Genomic DNA, 20,288 nt, shown 5'->3' with positions numbered 1-20,288 from the left:
ATTCGGCAGCGCCTCGGGTGTTGTTTAAAAATTTTCGCGATAGCAAATATAATTAATATGATAGAAATTCGGTTGACAACTATTGCGAAATCGATTGAATTATCAAATTGTCATTTTACCTTTGAAAAAATATTGATTTGATAAAATATTAGATTTAAAATGACAGAATAAAAAAAGTCCCGGTACAATCGGGACTTTTTTTATGAATAGAAAGATTCGAATTATCTTCTTCTTTCTTTGATTTTTGCTTTTTTACCAGTAAGTTCTCTAAAGTAGTAGATACGAGCTCTTCTAACTTTACCTCTTTGGTTCACTTCTACTTTTTGTAAAGCTGGCATGTTAACTGGGAAGATACGCTCTACACCAACGGCACCAGACATTTTACGGATTGTAAAAGTTTCAGTTATTCCTGCACCTTTTCTTTGGATTACAACTCCTTTGAAAAACTGAGTTCTTGTTTTTTCACCCTCTTTAATTTCGTAGTAAACTGTGATTGTATCACCAGCACCGAAAGTAGGGAAATCTTTTTTGGTTGATAATTCGTTATTAACGAAATCTACTAAATTTGCCATTTTTATACTTATTATGGTTTTAAATCTGAGCAACATTCACGGTTTTCGCCAGAGGTTGGTCAAATGTGGGGGCAAAGATAGGAAAGAATTGATAATTAACAATTAATAATTGATAATTTTTTTATGATGCAAATGGCTCATTATCAATTGTTAATTATCCATTATTCATTGTCCAGCAAATCTGGACGACGATTTTTGGTATGTTCAAACGCCATGTCCTCACGCCATTTGTCAATTTTAGCAAAATGTCCGCTGGTTAAAACTTCCGGAACTTTCCAACCTTTGTAGTCTGCTGGTCGTGTATAAATTGGTCCGGATAATAAATTATCTTGAAAACTATCAGTCAGTGCTGAGGTTTCATCTGATAAAACACCTGGAATCAAACGTATAATGGCATCGCAAAATACGATAGCACCAATTTCACCACCAGAAAGTACATAATCACCAATCGAAATTTCTTTGGTAATAAAATGATCGCGCACCCGTTGGTCAACACCTTTGTAATGTCCGCAAAGAATAATTATGTTTTCATACATCGAAGCAGTATTGGCCATTTTCTGGTTTAAGGTTTCACCATCAGGCGACATATAAATAATTTCGTCGTAGCTTCTTTCGCTTTTTAAATGCGTTATACAATCATCTATTGGCTGAACCATCATTACCATTCCAGCTCCACCACCAAATTGATAATCGTCAACACTTTTTTGTTTGTTATTGGTGTAATCTCGTAAATTGTGAAAATGAACTTCCACTAATCCCTTTTCAATAGCGCGTTTCATTATCGAAGCTTCGAAAGGACTTTTCATTAATTCGGGTAAAATAGTTATGATATCTATACGCATTGTGCAAAGATACAAAGTTAAACCCCAAACTGCTCTAAATGATGATTGGTGTGTTTCCACATTAATGCATCCCAATCGTCATAGGTCATTTTTCCCCAAAAAGGATGATTCATTAATATAATTGAAGATTTTCCCTCTGATGCAAATCGACTAAAGTTGGCAATAAAATCGGATTTTGCTTTTTCAAATTCAATATGATTTGTTACAATAAACTCTTTGGCAGTTGGTGAGTTTTTGCCCATATCACCACCATAAAAGACCTTTTTCTTAAGCATTCGCCCCAATAGTTTCAATAGAAAATTAATCTTTATATCTTTTTTACCAAAAGCCACATCACTTGTTATGGTACAATGTTGTAACATTTGGTCAACAGTCATTTTTCCCCATAGTGCTTTTGTTTCTGGAGTTAGTTTATGGATTCTAGCAATGATTAAATCGTTATCAGCTTTGTTGTAAATAGAACTCATGTTTTCAGTTTTTATTGGTAACCAAAATTACAATTTTAAGTATTATCTTTGCCCCACAAAATAAAAATTCACACAATGGAAAATGGAATATACGCTAAATTCAATACTTCAAAAGGTTCGATTTTAGTAAAGCTAACACACGATTTAACTCCAGGAACAGTTGGTAATTTTGTTGGATTAGCTGAAGGACAATTAGAAAATTCAGCAAAACCAATGGGAAAACCATATTACGATGGATTAAAATTTCACCGAGTAATTCCTGATTTTATGGTTCAAGGTGGTTGTCCACAAGGAGTTGGGACTGGTGGTCCAGGTTATAATTTTGATGATGAGTTTCATCCAACTTTAAAACATGATAAACCAGGTGTTTTATCAATGGCAAATTCAGGTCCTGGAAGTAATGGTTCACAGTTTTTTATCACTCATGTTCCAACCAATTGGTTAGACGGAAAACATACAGTTTTTGGTAACGTTGTAGAAGGACAAGATGTTGTTGATGCTATAGCTCAAGGCGATTTGATTGACAATATAGAAATAGTTAGAGTAGGAGACGAAGCTAAAAAATGGAATGCAATCGAAGCATTCAGAACATTTGAAGGTTCTCGTGCCAAAAGAATTGAAGAAGCAAAAAAGCAAGCGGAAGAATCTATGGAAAAATTAGCAGCAGGTTTCGATAAAACGGAAAGCGGTCTACGTTATAAAATGATTCAAAAAGGTTCAGGAAAACAAGCTGAAAGTGGTAAAACGGTTTCAGTTCATTATGAAGGTTCTTTAGAAAGTGGAAAAGTATTTGATTCTTCTTATCCAAGAAAAAAACCAATTGAATTCAGATTAGGTCAAGGTCAAGTTATTGAAGGTTGGGACGAAGGAATAGCTCTTTTGAAAGTAGGAGACAAAGCGCGTTTTGTTATTCCACCTTATTTAGGATATGGTTCAAGCGGAGCAGGAGGTGTAATTCCACCAGATGCAACTCTAATTTTTGATGTTGAATTAATGGATGTGAAATAAGAGTTTATTGCTCAGTAATTAGTGAGCAGTTTTATTTAATATTTTAGTTAAAATTAAAATCCCAATGAAAATCTATTGGGATTTTTTTTATATTTACTAAATACAATTAAAATAAAAACATGAAATATAAAGTACTTGCTCTCGCCGTTTTATCCGTAATCATTTATTCGTGTGCTTCTAAATCGAGTGTGCCAACCACAGAAGTTAAAAAACCGGAAACAACTGTTTCTGCTAAACCAGCACAGACAGTAATGTCTGCTGAATTAGCAGAAGGTAAATCGCTTTACGAAAACAATTGTGCAAAATGTCATAAGCTTTATGATACCAAAGAATTTTCATCCGAAGAATGGAAACCAATAGTAGCAAGTATGCAAAAGAAAGCACATTTAGATGATTTAGCTGGACAAAAAATTTACAACTATGTAACCATGAACTAAAAAAAATCCCGACCTGAAAATACAGGTCGGGATTTTTATTTAAACAGTAAATCCGTCTGGTAAAACTGCACCTTTCTTAACTACTATAATGCCATCCTTAATTGTATATAAATCTGTATTTATATCCTCTAAATGTTTACCGCCATTGAGTCGGACATCGTTTCCAATTCTACAATTTTTATCAACAATGGTGTTATTGATAAAGCAACGTTCACCAATTCCGATGTTAGCAATATTATGCAAATTATTATTTCTGATTTCTTCTAAATTTTGATAGTAATCATTACCCATTAAATAAGAATTTATAACAGTAGTGCCAAAATCAATTCTGCTTCTAATTCCAATTACAGAATGTTCTATTGTTGTCCCGTTGATTATACAACCTTCAGCAACAACTGATTTATCTACTGTTGATGCACCTGTGATTTTTGATGGTGGTAAAACCCTTGCACGTGTGTAGATTTTACTTGAATTATCAAAAAGATTGAATTTTGGAATATCATCTGTTAAACCTAAATTAGCTTCAAAAAATGAATCTATATTACCAATATCTGTCCAATATCCTTCATATTGATAGCTCAGTATTTTATGTTTTCCAATGGCTTGTGGAATAATTTCTTTTCCAAAATCTTTAGTGTCTGGATTTTTCATTAATTCCACCAACAAATCACGATTGAAGATATAAATCCCCATAGAGGCTAAGTAAAGTTTACCTTCAGCTTTCGATTCTTCACTTACATCAGAAGTCCAATTAGGCAACAATTCGGCACTCGGTTTTTCGATAAATGAGGTTATAAAATTCTCTGAATCGGTTTTTAAAATTCCAAAATCAGGGGCATCTTTATCATCTACAGGTAAGGTCGCTATTGAAATTGAAGCACCACTTTTTTCATGTGCTTTAATCATTTCGTTAAAATCCATTTGATACAATTGATCACCGGATAAAATCAAAGCATAATCAAAATCATGGTTCATAAAATGCTGCATGCATTGTCTAACTGCGTCCGCTGTTCCTTGAAACCATGTTGGGTTATCCGGAGTTTGTTCTGCCGCCAAAATATCAACAAAAGCCGTGCTAAAATGGCTAAAATGATAGGTGTTTTTGATATGCTGATTTAGTGAAGCCGAATTAAATTGCGTCAAAACAAACATTCTTTTAATGTCTGAATTAATACAATTTGAAATTGGTATATCAACCAAACGATATTTTCCAGCTATTGGAACAGCTGGTTTAGAACGGCTCTCAGTTAACGGTGCTAATCTTGAGCCTTGTCCGCCACCCAAAATAATGGCTAATGTGCTTTTGTTTATCATTTTTTATGTCATTGCGAGGAGTTGCTAGCTATTAAGCAAAACAATCTGATCCTCTTTGTTATTTTATGCTTTTTCTTTTTCGAATCGGGTTATGACTTCTTGGTAATAGTTAAATGTTTTTTTGGCAATAGATTCCCAACTGAATATTTCTAAAACTCTTTCTCTTCCTGCCTTTCCCATTGTTTTGGCTAAATTTTCATCGGCTATTAATTGATTGATTTTTTCTGCAAAGTTCTTTTGAAATGCTTCTGGATTTTTCGGATTAAAATCGGTTCGAGAAATACTTTCAAGTGGAATTAAGTAACCTGTTTTTCCTTCTTGAATTATTTCAGGAATACCACCAACAGCACTTCCTACAACTGGAGTTTCGCACGATAACGCTTCCAAATTAATAATTCCAAAAGGTTCATAAAGCGAAGGGCAAGCAAAAACTCGAGCATGGCTATATAATACTTTGACTTTTTCGCGTGGCAACATTTCTGAAATTAAAATAACACCATCACGTTGCGATTTTAAATCGGCAATAAGTTCTTCGGTTTCTTTTGCTATTTCTGGAGTGTCTGGTGCACCGGCACACAATACAATTTGACAATTTTTCGAAAAATACTTTGCCGCCGAAATTAATTGTGAGATTCCTTTTTGACGCGTAATTCGCCCAACAAAAAGTACAAAAGGAATGTTTGGATTAATGCCGTATTCTTCTAATAATTGGTTGTCAAAAGTAGGTTTGTAAAATTCTGGATCAATGCCGTTGTGAATAACGGTTACTTTTTCAGGTTTGATTCCGTAGGCTTCTACTACATCCGTTTTCATTTGTTCACTAACAGCAATAACGCCATCGGCAGTATTATACGCTTTATGTTCTATCCAACGCGAGAGAAAATAGCCATTCCCTAATTGTTCTACTTTCCAAGGACGATGTGTTTCTAAACTATGTGTGGTGAGAATTAAAGGAACTTGAAGCAATTCGCGCGAGAATATTCCGGCCAAGTGTGTGTACCAAGTATGACAATGAATAACGTCAGCTTGTATCGTATGCTGTGACATCTCAACATTTTTACTCAAATTCTGAAACATTTTAATATGCGGATTTGTTGCATCTTCCATTTTAGTCAAAGAAGATTGAATTCCCAAAACGTTCATAGTTGATGTATGCTCGTTTTGATTGCCAAAGCAGCGTACTTCAACGTCACCTAATTTAGCTAATTCCTTACTTAAAAAATCGATATGAACACCGGCGCCACCATAAATATTCGGCGGAAATTCATTAGTGAAAAGGGCTATTTTCATTTAGAAAATGTATTTTTTTTGAATGTATATTAATTCTTTAAAATTAATAAAATAAAATGTTTTTACTACATTTATAACTATATAAAAACTATACAAACGAAATTTTTATGGAACATTTACTTTCTTGGGAAGATTTCGAAAAAGTAACTATGCGTATAGGAACCATCATAGAAGTTAATGAATTTCCTCAAGCTAGAAATCCGGCATACCAATTGAAGATTGATTTTGGTTCCGCAATTGGAATTAAAAAATCATCAGCCCAAATTACAAAACGGTATAGTAAAGAAGCATTAATTGGCAAACAAATTGTAGCTGTTGTTAATTTTCCGAAGAAACAAATAGGTACTTTTATGAGTGAATGTTTAGTTCTTGGTTCTGTTGGTTTGGAGAAAGATATTGTATTACTTTCTTCTGATTTAAAAGTAGAAAATGGGTTGAGGATAGGATAAAAAAAAGTCCAAAACTATATAGCTTCGGACTTTTAAATATGGTTAATGCCTAATTACTTAAACTTAAATATCGTCAAAATCAATATCTGTGAAACTTTTTTCTGAAGCAGGTTTCTCTTCAACAGTTTCTTGTTGGTATTCTCTTTTAAAATCTCTTTGATGTCTTTCAGATATCACTTCTTCGCCTTTGTGGTTTAAAACATAAGCGGTCATTTCTTCTAAAATTTCTGAGAAAGCTGCGAAGTCTTCTTTGTATAAATAAATTTTGTGTTTTTTGAAGTGAAAAGAACCATCTTCTTCTGTAAATTTTTTACTTTCTGTAATGGTAATGTAGTAATCATCGGCTTTTGTAGCTCTCACATCGAAGAAATATGTTCTTCTTCCGGCTCTTAAAACTTTAGAAAAAATCTCATCTTTTTCTAACATATCATTTTCTCTCATATACTTTCGGTCAATTAGTAGTGTTTCAATACAGTTCAAAAATGGTAAATTTTTTGTTACGAAACAACATTTAGTTTAATTCTTTTTCTGAAAGTTGTTTCGCATACAATTCGGCATAATAACCCTCTTGGTTTACTAATTGATTATGAGTGCCTTCTTGAATAATTTGACCTTCGTCGATGATAATAATTTTGTCTGCATTTTTTGCTGAAGAAACACGGTGACTCACAATAATAGTAGTTTTGTCTTTTGAGATTTCAAGAAGATTATTCAAAATTTGCTCTTCTGTTTCAGTATCAACAGCCGAAAGACAATCGTCAAACAACAATATTTCAGGATTTTTGATAATTGCTCGCGCAATAGAAACACGTTGCTTTTGACCACCGGACAGTGTGATACCTCTTTCGCCCAAAATGGTTTCGTATTGCTTTTTGAAATTTACTATATTGTCATGGACAACTGCTTTTTTTGCTGCATTTATAACCTCATCATCAGTAGCGTTTTCTTTACCAAATTTTATGTTGTTTTTAATGGAGTCCGAAAATAGAAATGCATCTTGAGGTACAATACCAATACTGTCTCTCAAATCATATAAATTAACTTGGTCAATCTTTTTGCCGTCGATAGTTATTGTACCTTCTTTGATATCATACATTCGGGTAATCAATGATAAAATACTTGATTTTCCTGAACCGGTCTTACCCAAAATCGCTAAAGTTTCTCCTTTTTTAACTTTAAATGATATGTTTTGTAAAGCAGTTATTTCGGTATCCTCGTAGGTGAAAGTTACATTGTTAAATGCAATCTCGCCTTGAATGTTAGATTTCTCAGTGGTTTTGTTTTTAATTTCAGGTTCAATTTTCAGGAATTCATTAATTCTTTTCTGTGAAGCTTCCGCTTCTTGAACCAAAGACGAAACCCAACCAATAGAAGCTACAGGCCATGTCAACATATTGACATAGAGAATGAATTCGGCAATGGTTCCAATACTTTTAATTGTTCCGTTGATGTACATCATTCCACCAAAATAAATTACTATCAGATTACTAACACCAATAAGCGCAATCATTAACGGACCAAAAAGCGATTGCACAATTGCTAAACTCATGCTTTTTGTTTTGCTTTCTTTTGCTAAATCTTCTAAATTATTTTGGTATTGTTTTTCAAGAGAATAGGCTTTTAACACACGTATTCCTGAAAATATTTCTTGAGTAAAACTGGAAACTTTAGATAAATATTGTTGGAATATAGTGCTGCGTTTATTGATTTCCTTACTCAATCTGAAAATAATAAAGGAAAGAATTGGCAACGGGAAAATAGTATAAAAAGTCAATAATGGAGAGACGTTATACATATATATTATAACAACTGTAAATCGAATAAAGGTGTTGATGGTATACATTACGGCTGGCCCAACATACATACGGACTTTGGCTACGTCTTCGCTGATACGATTCATTAAATCACCTGTACGATTGCGTTTATAAAAATTCTGATCTAAAACTTCATAATGTTTAAAGACTTCATTTTTCAAATCAAATTCGACGTGACGCGACATAACTATTAAGGTTTGTCTCATCAAGAAAGTTAAAACTCCGGCAATTAATGTTGTACCCACAATCCATAAGATATTATGAATTAATTCGGTTTTAATCACTTCAGAACTTATATTATTTTTATGGAATTCTTCAATAGCTTTAAATGATTTGCTAATGAGTTTTGGTGTGAAGAGAGAAAAAATTTGTGCAACAATAGTAATGATAATTCCCAATAAAAAATGGAATTTATATTTGACAAAATATTTGTTTAAATACTGAAGTTCTTTCATTGAAAATTGGCAAATTCGGATTTTAAAAACTTTTTTTTGTTAAAAAACTAAAAACAATCAAATTGTTATATTCTTTAAATAAACGGATTATATTAATAAATTATCAATTTATTTTGATTTAAATGAATTTTATTGAATAAAATTATAATTTTGTCTTGATTTTCTAGAAAATTCTAAATTTAAATTAATACAAATGACATCAGAAATCACTACACCAACAGAACTTAAAAAAATGAATCCCGTTTTTGGTCAACTATCTTTTGATAATCATGAACAAATTGTTTTTTGTAATGACAAAGATACAGGATTAAAAGCAATTATTGGAATTCATAATTCAGTTTTGGGACCAGCATTGGGTGGAACAAGAATGTGGAATTATGAGAACGAATGGGAAGCTTTGAATGATGTTTTGCGTCTTTCACGCGGAATGACCTATAAATCTGCCATAACAGGTTTAAATCTGGGTGGAGGGAAAGCCGTAATTATTGGTGATGCTAAAGCAGATAAAACTCCGGAAATGATTACACGTTTTGGTCAATTTGTAAATTCTCTTAGTGGAAAGTACATTACAGCAGAAGATGTTGGAACTACCACCGAAGATATGAACAGGATTCATGAAGTAACTAAATATGTTACCGGAATCTCTATTGAAAAAGGAGGTTCGGGTAATCCTTCTCCAGTAACTGCTTATGGTGTTTACATGGGAATGAAAGCGGCGACAAAATATCAGTTTGGTTCTGATAGTTTAGCCGGAAAGAAAGTTCTGGTTCAAGGAAACGGTCATGTTGGAGAGACTTTAATTAGTCATTTGACTAAAGAAGGAGCTCTTGTTTTTGTAACGGATATTTACCAGGACAAAATGGAAAATATGGTTGCGAAATATGGAGCTAAAATTTTCACAGGAGCAGATATTTACAGCGCAGATGTTGATATTTATTCGCCTTGTGCTTTAGGTGCCACAATCAATGACGATACTATTTATAAAATTAGAGCTAAAGTAATTGCAGGTGCAGCTAATAATCAATTAGCGGTTGAGGCTATTCATGGACCAATTTTAAGAGAAAGAGGTATTGCTTATGCACCTGATTTCTTGATTAATGCAGGTGGAATCATAAATGTTTATGGCGAATTATATAAATATAGTGACGGGGAAGCAATCAGAAAAACGGAAAACATTTATAACACTACACTTGAGATATTTAGTTTTGCGGACAACAATAATTTGACCACACAACAAGCAGCTATGCAAATAGCTCAAAACAGAATTGATGAAAGAAAAAAAGAAAACGCTTCTAAATAAAGCCGTTTCAAAATAAAATAATTACTATTTTTGCAGAGCGAAAGATTTTCTTTCGCTTTGTTAATTTTTAAAAGTTCTTACAGGTGTTAAATAGAAGACATATCCGAGTTAAAGTAATGCAATCCATTTATGCATTGCATCAAAAAAGTTCTGATGATATTGAAAAAGAAGAGAAGTTTTTACTTCACAGTATCGATAGTATTCAGGATTTGTATCTAATCATGATGTCTTCACTGATTGAAATCAGAAAAAAAGAAGTTGTCTTTCTTGAAGCTTCGAGCAAAAAACATTTAGCAACACCCGAAGAAAAAAATCCCAATAAAAAATTTGTTAACAATGCGGTTCTTCAATTATTAGAAGACAACAGCTCATTAAGTATTGCTTTAGAAAAAAGAAAGATTAACAATTGGTCGATGAACGATGATTATATTTTGATTTTACTTAACGAAATCAAACAAAGTGAATTGTATCAGAAATACATGAGTACCAAAAAAAGTTCTTTTGAAGAAGATAAAGAGTTTGTGGTCGATATGTTTACTGAGTTAATTGCGCCAAATGAAAAATTATACGAATATTTGGAAGACAACAAGCTAACATGGGTTGATGATATTCCTTTAGTGAATACCCAAATTCAGAAACAGTTAAAGCAAATTTCAGAATCAGCCGAATTTAGAGTAACCAAGTTATACAAAGACCAGGAAGATCAGGAATTTGTGAGCTTGCTTTTTAGAAAAACAGTGCTAAATGAAATTGAACTGGCCAAAGAATACATCGACAAGACTCCAAATTGGGATGCTGAAAGGATTGCGGAAATAGATACCATCATTTTGAAAATGGCTATCTGTGAGTTTTTAAAATTCCCGTCAATTCCGGTAAAAGTGACAATCAACGAATATTTGGAATTAGCCAAAGAATATTCAACTCCAAAAAGCAGCATCTTTATTAATGGAATATTAGACAATTTGGTCAAAGAATTTCAAAACGAAAATAAAATTCAAAAAACAGGAAGAGGATTAATTCAAAATTAAATTTATTATTATGGGACAAATAAGTCAGTTTTTGCCGTTTTTACTAATGTTTGTGGTTATCTATTTCTTTATGATCAGGCCACAACAAAAGAAAATCAAACAAGAAAAAGAATTCGAAGCAGCTTTAAAAGTAGGCGATAAAATCATTACTAAAAGTGGTTTTCATGGAAAAATAGCTGAGCTAACAGAAACTACAGCCGTGATTGAAACCATGTCAGGAAAACTTAAAATTGAGCGTTCTGCTATTTCGTTAGAATTAACAGCAGCGTTGAATAAGAAAGCTTAAGTTTAGCTTCTAAAATATTTACCGCAAATTCGCAAATTATTTATTACAGATGCTGTGATTTTAATTTGCTAATTTGCGGTTTCGTTTTTTATTCCAATTTATAAAGCACATCTCGTATTTCTTTAAAATGTTCCCAAGGAATAAAATGATCGGCATCTTTTATGGGGATGATTTCAAGTGATTTAGCATTTACAAATTCCTTTCTCATATATGTTACGTTACTGTAAGGAACCAAAGGGTCCTTAGTACCATGCATGATGATTACTTTCGAAGTGATATTCTGCAATTTTGGCTTCAAATCATACAAGTCACTTTTCAGCCACCATAACTCATCATTGGAAGGGCGAAGCGCACCTGGAATTATATATCGAATGGGTTTTATTTTAATTACAGCACGCCAATTTTCGGGCGTTTCAGCTTTAGGATCGACTGAGCCAGCCAGAATAACTAAAGTTTCATAATCGTTAGGTTTTTCGGCTGCCATTTGTACAATTGTTGGTCCACCTAAAGAATGTCCGATTAAATAAATAGGTTTCCCATTGGCAATTTGTTTTGTGAATTTTTCAATGATATGAGTCTGAGTTTTTAAGTTTTCGGCTTGGCCAAAATTACTGTAACCAAATCCAATTCGGTCTATGGAAATCATTCTAAATTTATTTAGTAGCAAACTGTCTTTTAGATAATCTTTATAAGCATCCCAACTTCCTGGTGAGCCATGCACAAAGAAGAGTATACTGGCATTTTTATTTCCTGTTTCTATATAATGAATAGTGAAGCCATCTATCTCCTTAGATGAATCAATGTAGTTTGTTTTGGTAGCAGCAAAAAAGGTTTTGGTCTCCTTACTTGTCATTCGCATCTTCATGCACGATTGACAAAAAATCAAATAGCAGATTGATAGCGATAAAAAAATAGTTTTCAGCTTGTTCTTACGCACATTAAAAAAACTATTTTTCATAAACTGAGGTTATTGTTTTCTGTATTTATCATTCAAACCTTTACCATCCAAAAGCATAGGTTTTATTTTTTCAAATCGTGTGATTTTAGTTTTTTCTTGTTTGGCGGTTGCAATAAATTCCCAAAATTCTTTTTGTTTATAAGAGCTAAATTGCTCAAAGGCTTCATTCAGTTTACGGTCTTTTTTCAATTCATTTTTAAAGAAGTCGCATTGCATTGCTTCTTTCTTTTCGGGTTTAATCGAAAGTCCTGCTTTTTCGTTGATGATTGCTTCTTTGATATAATGTATAACCAGTTTCTCATTAACATCTTTCGCCAAAGTAAAGCGCCATTGTCGCAAACCTTTTGTCACACCTTCATTTGCATTTACCAACACCTTAGCTTCGTCTTTTAGAAAAACACCATTCCAAAACCAAAGAGTAAAATAGTTCTTGAAACCAGCTATACCCAATACGTTTTTGTTATTAAGGGTATAAACTTCGCCGCCCCATTTATTGGTTTCAACCAACTCGGTTTTTTGAATAATTCCGCGCAACAAAGCAAGTTCTTCGCCCCATTGATTAATTTTATCCCAAGTTTTTTTTTCTGACATGACTAATCACTAGTTGGTGATTACTACTTTTTCTTCTTCCCTTTTTTCTCTTTTTTTACAGAAAAATCAGTAGTAGCAGTAAGTTCTACAATTTTGATGATGACATCAATTGCTTTTTGCATGCTTTCTACCGGCACATATTCATATTTTCCATGAAAGTTATGTCCACCGGCAAAAATATTTGGACATGGTAACCCCATGTAAGATAAACGGCAACCGTCAGTTCCGCCTCGAATAGGTTTTATTAATGGTTTTATGTTTAATGATTTCATAGCTTTTTCAGCCAAATCAACAATAAACATAACCGGTTCAACTTTTTCTTTCATATTGTAATATTGATCTTTAATAGTCGTAATTACAATATCTTCACCAAACTGTTTTGCGAATTTTTTATTGAATTTTTTGGTGATTTTGTGAACTAGTTCTTTACGTTTTTTGAATTTTTTCAAATCGTGGTCACGAATGATTAAATCCAGTTTGCTTTCTTCGATACTTCCCGAAATTCCGGTTACATGGAAGAAACCCTCGTAACCTTTAGTTTCTTGAGGTGTTTCTCCTTTAGGCAATTCATTGATAAAATCATTTGCAATAAGCATAGAGTTTATCATTTTTCCTTTAGCATAACCTGGATGAACGCTTTTCCCTTTGAAGATGATTTTGACACCGGCAGCATTAAAGTTTTCATATTCTAATTCGCCAATCTGACTACCGTCCATAGTATAAGCCCAATCTGCACCAAACTTTTTTACATCAAAAAAATCGGCACCGCGACCAATTTCTTCATCGGGTGTAAAGCCTACTCGAATTTTTCCGTGTTTAATTTGAGGATTATTTATCAAATATTCCATAGCAGTTATAATCTCGGTGATACCGGCTTTGTCATCGGCACCAAGAAGTGTCAAACCATTGGTTGTAATTAACGTTTGTCCTTTGTATAGCAATAAATCTTTAAAATAATTAGGAGATAAAACGATGTTTTGTGCTGCGTTTAAAACAATATCGCCACCATCATAGTTAGAAACTATTTGTGGTTTTACATCTTTTCCCGTAAAATCCGGAGTTGTGTCAAAGTGAGAAATGAAACCAATTGTTGGAACTTGATGGTCAACATTTGACGGCAAGGTTGCCATGATATAACCGTGTTTATCAATAGTGACTTCTTTCAGACCGATGGTTTTTAGTTCTTCTACCAGTTTATTGGCCAGGTCAAACTGTTTTTTGGTACTTGGGGTTGTGTCAGAATTTGGATCTGACTCGGTATCGATAGTTACGTAACTTACAAAGCGGTCAATAATATGTTGCATTTGATTATATTTTTTGTAAAGATAATAATATAGGTGTCATAAAAACACCTGACAGGTTTTTGAAACCTAATCAGGTGTAAAATGATTTTAGATAAAACAGATTCTTTTCTCATCCAAAAAGGCAAGACGGAATGATAAATAGTATGGAGTTAAATCAAAACAAACCATTCAAAGTTTTATTGGTAATCCCAATTTTAGTAGAATCAAAATTCATTTTGTTTTGCAACAATGTAGCATAAACACTTCTAAAATCGACTTCATATTTCAAATCGCCATTGTCTAAATCAGCCAGATTTGGATTGTTGCCCATGATTTTTCCTTTGTTGTTTCCGCCAATAATAAAAATTGGAGCGGCCGTTCCGTGGTCAGTTCCGTTGCCGTTGTCTTTTACACGTCTTCCGAATTCTGAAAACACTATTAAAGTAACATTTTGAAGCAGTTGTGCTTTTTTCAACTCGGAATAAAAACTATAAATGGCATCATTCAATTCGGTTAAATTGCGTTGCTGAATAGTAACTTGATTATCGTGAGTGTCATAACCGTTTTGAGAAGTATAATATACTTTTGAGTTCAGATTTCCTTTAATTAATCGGGCAATCCACTCTAAATTTTTGCCCAAACCTGTTTTTGGATAAGTATTTTCCGAAGTTGATTTTGCTAATGCTTTTTGAATTTCATCCGAGCCTTCAGAAACCGAATTGGCAATTTTACGCACAAAATCCAATTGAGGATTATCTGAAAGTTTTGCCACATCGTCATTCTCAGTTCGCATCTTAAAGCGATTTGGATCTTTTACCGTTATCGAATTCGGTTCATTGCTTTTGAGCGATAAATTATTAATACTGTCAAAGTTTATTCCGGCTGTTGGTTCGTGTCCGTTGCATTGCAAATCCAAATAACGCCCAAGCCAACCACTACTTAAATATTCATTAGAAGCCGAAGCCGTTTGCCATATTTCCTGGCTTCTAAAATGCGAACGATTCGGTTCAGGATAACCCACATTCTGAATGATGGTCAAATCGCCGTTTTGTTGCATGGTTGCAAAATCTTTCAGCGCGGGATGAAATGCCATGCCTTTGTTTCTGCCGATAATATTGTTTTTATCCAATGCAATTTTAGTGCGATATTCATAATATAAAGGGTCTTCATAAGGAATAAACGTATTCAAACCGTCATTGCCGCCATTCAACTGAATAAAGACCAAACATTGTTCACCAACAATCAAATTGGATTGCGAACCAAAAGCATGAAGAAAATTCGGCAGAAGTAAGGTTCCGCCTGTGAATGTTCCTGTAAGCGTGAGAAAGTTTCTTCTGTTCATGATTATATTATTTGAAATTCAGGTGTTTTTATCATGTTGTTAAACAAACGCATCACAGCATTATCGGAGCCTTTTGCTTTTGGATTGAAATCATATTTTAAAATCGTTTCCCAATCTTTCTGTAAACTTTCATCGGCTTGAAACAGTAATCGGTCTTGCAGCTCGGTTATAATAGTTTTATTATTTCCGGTTTTATTCCAATTTAGTGACACTTTTATCAATTGGTCGATGTTTTCATTTATCATGTCATTGTCAGTAAATTGAGCTCTTCGGCTAATATTTCTTCCGTTGCATAATAAGTCGGCTACGTTGTTTCGCTGTAAATATACTTGTGAACTCAGCCATTCTTTTCCGCCATTCCAACCTTTAACATTGGGCTGATTAAATAAATCCATGCCTTGTTGTTTCAAATAAAAAGCCAATAATTTTGGATTTAATTGTTCTACATTCAACTCATTCATCAGTTGTAAAATATAAACCAACGGATCTTTTATTTTGCTTCCGGTGTTGTCTTTTGAAAATTCTTCTGTAAAGATTTTGGTTAACAATGGCTTGATTTCAAAATCAACTTTTCTGAAATAATCACCATAATAAGTAACCAATTCTTCTTTCGGATTATCATAAACAAACCATTTTAGAATTTTTCGAGTAATCAAATACGGAACCGCTTTTTGCTCGAAAATGATATCAATCATTTCGTCTGCTTTGAACTTTCCGGTTTTACCAAAATAAGTAATGGTGTCATCGTTTTCCAGAAATGGTCTGTATACTGCGTGGTCTTCTCCGAGGTTTAGTCCGGCCAAACCTTTAGCGCCATTTTTAATATCATCTTCTGTATAATTTCCAATGCCAAGTGTAAAAAGTTCGAGCAATTCCCTACTTAAATTTTCATTGATATCATCTCTTCTGTTATCAACATTATCTAAATAACGGACCATTGCATTAGATTGAATAACCTTTTTTGTTAGGGTTTTGAAGTTTCCAAAAGCATTTTCGCGAAGGATTTGATTGTGCTGAAAAATCCAATGATTGACTTTTACTTTTTGAAACGTGCACACAAAATGATTATGCCAAAAGCAAGTCATTTTTTCTCGTAAAGGAAAATTTTCAGCAATCATTTTTTGTAGCCACCAAGCTTTCATTTCTTGCGAAACTTTAATTTCTGCTTTCAGTAATTCTTTGACATTCGCCGAATTTGAACTCTTTATTTCTTGACGTTTTGCTCGCAATTCTTTTAGCGATTTTGGGCTATTGTCAAGGAATGAAGGAACCATTTTGTCAAAGGAAGAGGAAAAAGATTTTTCCAGAAAATTTGACAAACCCATTTCCATAATAGCTTTACTCTGTTTTCCAGAAAACCCTAATCGAAGTGACCAAAGTGTGTTCTTATTCATAGTGTGATTTTATCGTCTTCTTCCTGCTTTAACTCTTGTGTTTCTTACTTTCACAGCTTTTACGCCGCCTCTTCTGTTTTTGTGAATTACGGTTGTACCTCTTCTGTTGTGCACTACTAATGTTGAGGAATGTCTTCTAGGATAATAAACGTTACGAACTGCAGTAACACGTCTAACAGAAACATAATGGTAGTGTGGATGATAACGAAGTCTATAACCATAAAAAACAGAATGCGCTATTGGTCGCCATGGACGCCACCATCTTGGATAAGCTCTCCAACGATAAGGAGAAACCCAAACCACATATGAAGGTGCATATAAATAACGGACACTTGGCCAAACCCAGACATTAACAGTTGGTGCTGAATTATCAACAACCGCAACATTAGAATCAGCTTTCAATTTTTGAACAGCGCCTTTTTCTTCAGAAGAAGGTTCTACTATAGTGTTTTTCGGAAATAAGTCTTCATCTCCTTCAATCTGTAAAACGGCATTCCCCTCGTTGGTTTTTTCAATTGCAATTAATGCAATATCTTGTTTTTCGGTTTCATTAAGATAGGTGCTCATAACGATCATGTGAGAATCATTTTCTTTTATATCTTCCACATTTACATAGTCAGTTTGACCATCACCGTCTAAGTCAAGGTTGTTGACCTGATTGTTTTCCTGATTAAGTGCTTTTTCAAATTCTTCTAATGAATTAGCGTTTTTGAAAAGTTCTAAAGCACCTTCTAAACTAAAATTATCTCCAGTATTTTCTGGGCGATTGTCTTCTTGACCGAAAGCTGAAGTTATTCCTAGAATAACTAAAAGCAGCACAATATGTTTCTTCATAAGTAAAAATTTTGGAGTAAGACCTTCTAACAAAGTTAAGGTTTAAATCGTTATGATAATTTGTGAATTTCACAATGAAAGGTATTTGTTTTTAGCTAAAATTAAAAATAGTGTATCTTTGAAATCAAATTGTTACCTTATGATTACCTCAGCAACCGAAACCCAATTAGAACATTATTTTTATCAATTTCGTCAAAACATTATTGGTATTGACCAAGAGTTTGAAACGCCTTATGGGAAGAAGAAAATAGTCTACACAGATTGGACTGCTAGTGGAAGATTATACCGACCAATAGAAGAAAAACTGATGAATGATTTTGGTCCTTTTGTGGCCAACACACATACTGAAACTACTGTTTCAGGAACCGTTATGACTATGGCTTATCGTGAAGCTAAACGCATTATTAAACGACATGTAAATGCCAATGATGATGATGTTCTGATTAATACTGGTACGGGAATGACAGGTGTTGTCAATAAGTTTCAGCGTATTCTTGGTCTTAAGATTCCTGAAAATCTTAGAGAGTTTACTAACGTTCCAAACGAATTGAAACCTATAGTTTTTATTTCCCACATGGAACACCATTCTAATCAAACTTCATGGTTGGAAACACGTGCAGATGTTGTCGTTATTCCAGCTAATGAAGATGGTTTATTTTGTCTAGAAGAATTCAAAAATCTACTCAAAAAATATAGTGATAGAAGTTATAAAATTGCTTCAATCACTTCATGTTCAAATGTTACTGGCATTAGAACTCCGTATCATGAAGTAGCAAAAATAATGCATCAGCATAACGGTGTTTGTTTTGTGGATTTTGCCTGTTCCGGACCTTATGTCGACATTGATATGCATCCTGATAGTGAAAGTTATTTAGATGCTATTTTCTTCTCGCCACATAAGTTTTTAGGTGGTCCAGGAACTTCTGGAGTTTTGGTTTTTAATAAAAATTTATATAAAAATAGTGTTCCTGATTGTCCAGGTGGTGGAACTGTAAGTTGGACGAATCCTTGGGGTGAACATAAATATATCGATAATATAGAAGATAGAGAAGATGGCGGAACTCCGGGTTTTCTGCAAGTAATAAAAACAGCGTTGGCAATTCAGTTGAAAGAGCAAATGGGCGTAAAAAAAATTTTGGATAGAGAACATGAAATCGTTGATTATGTTTTTTTAGAATTAAATAACATTGACAATATTCATATTTTAGCCAATCAGCATCAGCAAAGGTTAGGAGTTATTTCCTTTTATATTGATGACTTGCATTTTAATTTGGGTGTAAAATTATTGAACGATAAATTTGGAATTCAAACACGTGGTGGTTGCAGTTGTGCCGGAACTTATGGACACTATCTATTACACGTTGACCAAGAAACTTCACATGATTTAGTTTGCCAAATTACTTCAGGAGATTTAATTAAAAAACCAGGATGGATTAGAATGTCTATTCATCCAACAACTACTTCAGATGAAATTAAAATGGTTTGTGAGAGTGTTAAGGCATTGGCTAAAAGCCATAAAGAATGGGCTAACGATTACGAATACAATTTTAAAACAAATGAATTTGTACATGAAAAAGCATTGAAAGAGGAGCAAAAAATGGTAAAAGGTTGGTTTAAGCTTTAAAACTTAACACGAATCCCGATAGCTATCTAGAGACCACTGAACACTTACTTCTTTCTGTGTTTCCAACGTTTGTGCGTCCATAAATAAAATTCAGGTGCTTCGTAGATTTGTTTCTCAACTCTTCTCAAAAACTCGTCCGAAATCTGAAAGTCAGGCACTTCTTTTGGATTGTCAACCATAAGTTCAAAAGTAGCCTCATAGTACCCACGTTTTATCTTTTTATTTTTCATAAAAATAACATTCATGTCAAATCGTTTGGCTAACATTTCAGCACCAGTATGAACAGGAACTTTTATTCCCATGAATTCTGTCCAATGATTAGCTTTTGAAACTATCGGCGATTGATCGCTGGCAAAACCATAAACTCCCATATGGTTTGTTTTTGCATTTCTTTCAATAGTTGGGATAGTTTCTCTCGTACTAAGCAGAGTGGCTTTGAACCTAGAACGAATGTCTTTTACTAATTTGTCAAAATAGTTATTATTGATTTTTTTATAAATACCATAACCTTCAAACGTAATATGATAATTCATAGAAATGGCCCATTCATAAGAAGCATAATGAGCACAAAGCAAAGCGATACTTTTACCTTTTTTTTCCATGTCTAGATACAAATCTAAGTTGGTAAAAACATATCGTTTTTCCATTTCTTTTTGAGAAATCGTCATTGTTTTAATCATTTCCAGAAACATATCACACAAGTGATGATAGAATTTTTTCTCAATATCTAATCGTTCTTTTTCTGACAAATGGGGTAATGCCATAGCTATATTATCACGAACTACTTTTTTGCGGTAGCCAATAATGTTATAAACCAAAAAACAAACACCATCTGAAAATATATACAGTAACCTAAAAGGGAGTATCGAAATAATCCAAATCATTGGGTAGACAATAAGAAAAAGAATCAACTGCATGAACTATATATTTTATGCAAATATAAAGTTTAATGTTATTTTAACGTGTTCTATTTAACAATTGCTAAATAAGTATTATTATT

At 33.4% G+C, this 20,288-nt stretch carries 21 protein-coding genes; 7 read left to right on the top strand and 14 right to left on the bottom strand.

Annotated elements, in window-relative coordinates:
* Positions 1–221: 221 nt before the first annotated feature.
* The 3 genes from rplS to QWY90_RS11040 all read right to left on the bottom strand — a co-directional run bounded on the left by rplS (position 222) and on the right by QWY90_RS11040 (position 1,881).
* The gene (gene rplS, locus QWY90_RS11050; RefSeq protein ID WP_290285987.1) at positions 222–572 is read right to left on the bottom strand and encodes a 50S ribosomal protein L19; all 351 of its coding nucleotides are present in this window, start codon (positions 570–572) and stop codon (positions 222–224) included.
* Positions 573–733: 161 nt separating this feature from the next.
* Positions 734–1,414, bottom strand: coding sequence for a tRNA (guanosine(37)-N1)-methyltransferase TrmD (trmD, locus tag QWY90_RS11045; protein WP_290285986.1), 681 nt, complete (start codon positions 1,412–1,414; stop codon positions 734–736).
* A gap of 17 nt (positions 1,415–1,431) precedes the next feature.
* Complete coding sequence (locus tag QWY90_RS11040; protein ID WP_290285985.1) at positions 1,432–1,881, bottom strand: DUF1569 domain-containing protein; 450 nt, start codon at positions 1,879–1,881, stop codon at positions 1,432–1,434.
* 75 nt (positions 1,882–1,956) lie between these two features.
* Here QWY90_RS11040 and QWY90_RS11035 point away from each other — a divergent pair, with 75 nt between their 5' ends.
* Together QWY90_RS11035 and QWY90_RS11030 are read left to right on the top strand one after the other, a co-directional pair.
* Complete coding sequence (locus QWY90_RS11035; protein ID WP_290285984.1) at positions 1,957–2,889, top strand: peptidylprolyl isomerase; 933 nt, start codon at positions 1,957–1,959, stop codon at positions 2,887–2,889.
* A gap of 119 nt (positions 2,890–3,008) precedes the next feature.
* Positions 3,009–3,326, top strand: coding sequence for a c-type cytochrome (locus QWY90_RS11030; RefSeq protein ID WP_290285982.1), 318 nt, complete (start codon positions 3,009–3,011; stop codon positions 3,324–3,326).
* A gap of 39 nt (positions 3,327–3,365) precedes the next feature.
* On the opposite strand, the gene QWY90_RS11025 is transcribed toward QWY90_RS11030, so the two are convergent.
* Positions 3,366–4,640 carry a glucose-1-phosphate adenylyltransferase gene (locus QWY90_RS11025; protein ID WP_290285981.1) on the bottom strand — a complete coding sequence of 425 codons (1,275 nt, stop codon included), beginning with the start codon at positions 4,638–4,640 and terminating at the stop codon, positions 3,366–3,368.
* 63 nt (positions 4,641–4,703) lie between these two features.
* Positions 4,704–5,930: a glycogen synthase gene (glgA, locus tag QWY90_RS11020; protein WP_290285980.1), complete on the bottom strand. Its 1,227-nt coding sequence runs from the start codon at positions 5,928–5,930 to the stop codon at positions 4,704–4,706.
* A 107-nt stretch (positions 5,931–6,037) separates the two neighbouring features.
* On the opposite strand from glgA, the gene QWY90_RS11015 reads away from it, so the two are divergent.
* The gene (locus tag QWY90_RS11015; protein ID WP_290285979.1) at positions 6,038–6,379 is read left to right on the top strand and encodes a tRNA-binding protein; all 342 of its coding nucleotides are present in this window, start codon (positions 6,038–6,040) and stop codon (positions 6,377–6,379) included.
* 63 nt (positions 6,380–6,442) lie between these two features.
* On the opposite strand, the gene QWY90_RS11010 is transcribed toward QWY90_RS11015, so the two are convergent.
* Positions 6,443–6,820, bottom strand: coding sequence for a PUR family DNA/RNA-binding protein (locus QWY90_RS11010; protein WP_290286969.1), 378 nt, complete (start codon positions 6,818–6,820; stop codon positions 6,443–6,445).
* A gap of 70 nt (positions 6,821–6,890) precedes the next feature.
* Positions 6,891–8,648, bottom strand: a complete 1,758-nt coding sequence (locus QWY90_RS11005) for an ABC transporter ATP-binding protein (RefSeq protein WP_290285977.1) — start codon at positions 8,646–8,648, stop codon at positions 6,891–6,893.
* 193 nt (positions 8,649–8,841) lie between these two features.
* On the opposite strand from QWY90_RS11005, the gene QWY90_RS11000 reads away from it, so the two are divergent.
* From QWY90_RS11000 to yajC, 3 genes are all read left to right on the top strand, one after another.
* A complete protein-coding gene (locus tag QWY90_RS11000; RefSeq protein ID WP_290285976.1) occupies positions 8,842–9,948 on the top strand; it encodes a Glu/Leu/Phe/Val family dehydrogenase in 1,107 nt (368 codons plus the stop codon).
* A gap of 116 nt (positions 9,949–10,064) precedes the next feature.
* Complete coding sequence (gene nusB, locus QWY90_RS10995; RefSeq protein ID WP_290286968.1) at positions 10,065–10,976, top strand: transcription antitermination factor NusB; 912 nt, start codon at positions 10,065–10,067, stop codon at positions 10,974–10,976.
* A gap of 10 nt (positions 10,977–10,986) precedes the next feature.
* The gene (yajC, locus tag QWY90_RS10990) at positions 10,987–11,262 is read left to right on the top strand and encodes a preprotein translocase subunit YajC (RefSeq protein ID WP_290285975.1); all 276 of its coding nucleotides are present in this window, start codon (positions 10,987–10,989) and stop codon (positions 11,260–11,262) included.
* A gap of 88 nt (positions 11,263–11,350) precedes the next feature.
* Here the strand turns inward: yajC and QWY90_RS10985 are convergent, their stop codons facing one another.
* The 6 genes from QWY90_RS10985 to QWY90_RS10960 all read right to left on the bottom strand — a co-directional run bounded on the left by QWY90_RS10985 (position 11,351) and on the right by QWY90_RS10960 (position 17,664).
* A complete protein-coding gene (locus tag QWY90_RS10985; RefSeq protein ID WP_290285974.1) occupies positions 11,351–12,115 on the bottom strand; it encodes an alpha/beta fold hydrolase in 765 nt (254 codons plus the stop codon).
* A 114-nt stretch (positions 12,116–12,229) separates the two neighbouring features.
* A complete protein-coding gene (locus tag QWY90_RS10980) occupies positions 12,230–12,811 on the bottom strand; it encodes a YdeI/OmpD-associated family protein (RefSeq protein WP_290285973.1) in 582 nt (193 codons plus the stop codon).
* A 23-nt stretch (positions 12,812–12,834) separates the two neighbouring features.
* Positions 12,835–14,115, bottom strand: coding sequence for a peptidase T (pepT, locus tag QWY90_RS10975; protein WP_290285972.1), 1,281 nt, complete (start codon positions 14,113–14,115; stop codon positions 12,835–12,837).
* Positions 14,116–14,269: 154 nt separating this feature from the next.
* Entirely contained in the window at positions 14,270–15,436 is a 1,167-nt protein-coding gene (locus QWY90_RS10970; RefSeq protein ID WP_290285971.1) for a DUF1501 domain-containing protein, read from the bottom strand.
* Positions 15,437–15,438: 2 nt separating this feature from the next.
* The gene (locus tag QWY90_RS10965) at positions 15,439–16,830 is read right to left on the bottom strand and encodes a DUF1800 domain-containing protein (RefSeq protein ID WP_290285970.1); all 1,392 of its coding nucleotides are present in this window, start codon (positions 16,828–16,830) and stop codon (positions 15,439–15,441) included.
* A gap of 9 nt (positions 16,831–16,839) precedes the next feature.
* The gene (locus QWY90_RS10960; RefSeq protein WP_290285969.1) at positions 16,840–17,664 is read right to left on the bottom strand and encodes a hypothetical protein; all 825 of its coding nucleotides are present in this window, start codon (positions 17,662–17,664) and stop codon (positions 16,840–16,842) included.
* A gap of 139 nt (positions 17,665–17,803) precedes the next feature.
* On the opposite strand from QWY90_RS10960, the gene QWY90_RS10955 reads away from it, so the two are divergent.
* A complete protein-coding gene (locus QWY90_RS10955) occupies positions 17,804–19,288 on the top strand; it encodes an aminotransferase class V-fold PLP-dependent enzyme (protein WP_290285968.1) in 1,485 nt (494 codons plus the stop codon).
* 44 nt (positions 19,289–19,332) lie between these two features.
* Here the strand turns inward: QWY90_RS10955 and QWY90_RS10950 are convergent, their stop codons facing one another.
* Complete coding sequence (locus tag QWY90_RS10950) at positions 19,333–20,205, bottom strand: lysophospholipid acyltransferase family protein (protein WP_290285967.1); 873 nt, start codon at positions 20,203–20,205, stop codon at positions 19,333–19,335.
* Positions 20,206–20,288 lie beyond the last annotated feature (83 nt).

Origin of the sequence: Flavobacterium paronense (assembly GCF_030409795.1) — a bacterium.
In the GTDB taxonomy this organism is placed as follows: domain Bacteria; phylum Bacteroidota; class Bacteroidia; order Flavobacteriales; family Flavobacteriaceae; genus Flavobacterium; species Flavobacterium paronense.
Note: the sequence above shows the minus strand (reverse complement) of the source record. Positions and strands in the feature narration are given on the sequence as shown.

Excerpts from the sequence above, each read along its gene's own strand:
- rplS (WP_290285987.1), bottom strand. The coding sequence starts at position 572 with ATGGCAAATTTAGTAGATTTCGTTAATAACGAATTATCAACCAAAAAA.
- trmD (WP_290285986.1), bottom strand. The coding sequence starts at position 1,414 with ATGCGTATAGATATCATAACTATTTTACCCGAATTAATGAAAAGTCCT.
- QWY90_RS11040 (WP_290285985.1), bottom strand. The coding sequence starts at position 1,881 with ATGAGTTCTATTTACAACAAAGCTGATAACGATTTAATCATTGCTAGA.
- QWY90_RS11035 (WP_290285984.1), top strand. The coding sequence starts at position 1,957 with ATGGAAAATGGAATATACGCTAAATTCAATACTTCAAAAGGTTCGATT.
- QWY90_RS11030 (WP_290285982.1), top strand. The coding sequence starts at position 3,009 with ATGAAATATAAAGTACTTGCTCTCGCCGTTTTATCCGTAATCATTTAT.
- QWY90_RS11025 (WP_290285981.1), bottom strand. The coding sequence starts at position 4,640 with ATGATAAACAAAAGCACATTAGCCATTATTTTGGGTGGCGGACAAGGC.
- glgA (WP_290285980.1), bottom strand. The coding sequence starts at position 5,930 with ATGAAAATAGCCCTTTTCACTAATGAATTTCCGCCGAATATTTATGGT.
- QWY90_RS11015 (WP_290285979.1), top strand. The coding sequence starts at position 6,038 with ATGGAACATTTACTTTCTTGGGAAGATTTCGAAAAAGTAACTATGCGT.
- QWY90_RS11010 (WP_290286969.1), bottom strand. The coding sequence starts at position 6,820 with ATGAGAGAAAATGATATGTTAGAAAAAGATGAGATTTTTTCTAAAGTT.
- QWY90_RS11005 (WP_290285977.1), bottom strand. The coding sequence starts at position 8,648 with ATGAAAGAACTTCAGTATTTAAACAAATATTTTGTCAAATATAAATTC.
- QWY90_RS11000 (WP_290285976.1), top strand. The coding sequence starts at position 8,842 with ATGACATCAGAAATCACTACACCAACAGAACTTAAAAAAATGAATCCC.
- nusB (WP_290286968.1), top strand. The coding sequence starts at position 10,065 with ATGCAATCCATTTATGCATTGCATCAAAAAAGTTCTGATGATATTGAA.
- yajC (WP_290285975.1), top strand. The coding sequence starts at position 10,987 with ATGGGACAAATAAGTCAGTTTTTGCCGTTTTTACTAATGTTTGTGGTT.
- QWY90_RS10985 (WP_290285974.1), bottom strand. The coding sequence starts at position 12,115 with ATGACAAGTAAGGAGACCAAAACCTTTTTTGCTGCTACCAAAACAAAC.
- QWY90_RS10980 (WP_290285973.1), bottom strand. The coding sequence starts at position 12,811 with ATGTCAGAAAAAAAAACTTGGGATAAAATTAATCAATGGGGCGAAGAA.
- pepT (WP_290285972.1), bottom strand. The coding sequence starts at position 14,115 with ATGCAACATATTATTGACCGCTTTGTAAGTTACGTAACTATCGATACC.
- QWY90_RS10970 (WP_290285971.1), bottom strand. The coding sequence starts at position 15,436 with ATGAACAGAAGAAACTTTCTCACGCTTACAGGAACATTCACAGGCGGA.
- QWY90_RS10965 (WP_290285970.1), bottom strand. The coding sequence starts at position 16,830 with ATGAATAAGAACACACTTTGGTCACTTCGATTAGGGTTTTCTGGAAAA.
- QWY90_RS10960 (WP_290285969.1), bottom strand. The coding sequence starts at position 17,664 with ATGAAGAAACATATTGTGCTGCTTTTAGTTATTCTAGGAATAACTTCA.
- QWY90_RS10955 (WP_290285968.1), top strand. The coding sequence starts at position 17,804 with ATGATTACCTCAGCAACCGAAACCCAATTAGAACATTATTTTTATCAA.
- QWY90_RS10950 (WP_290285967.1), bottom strand. The coding sequence starts at position 20,205 with ATGCAGTTGATTCTTTTTCTTATTGTCTACCCAATGATTTGGATTATT.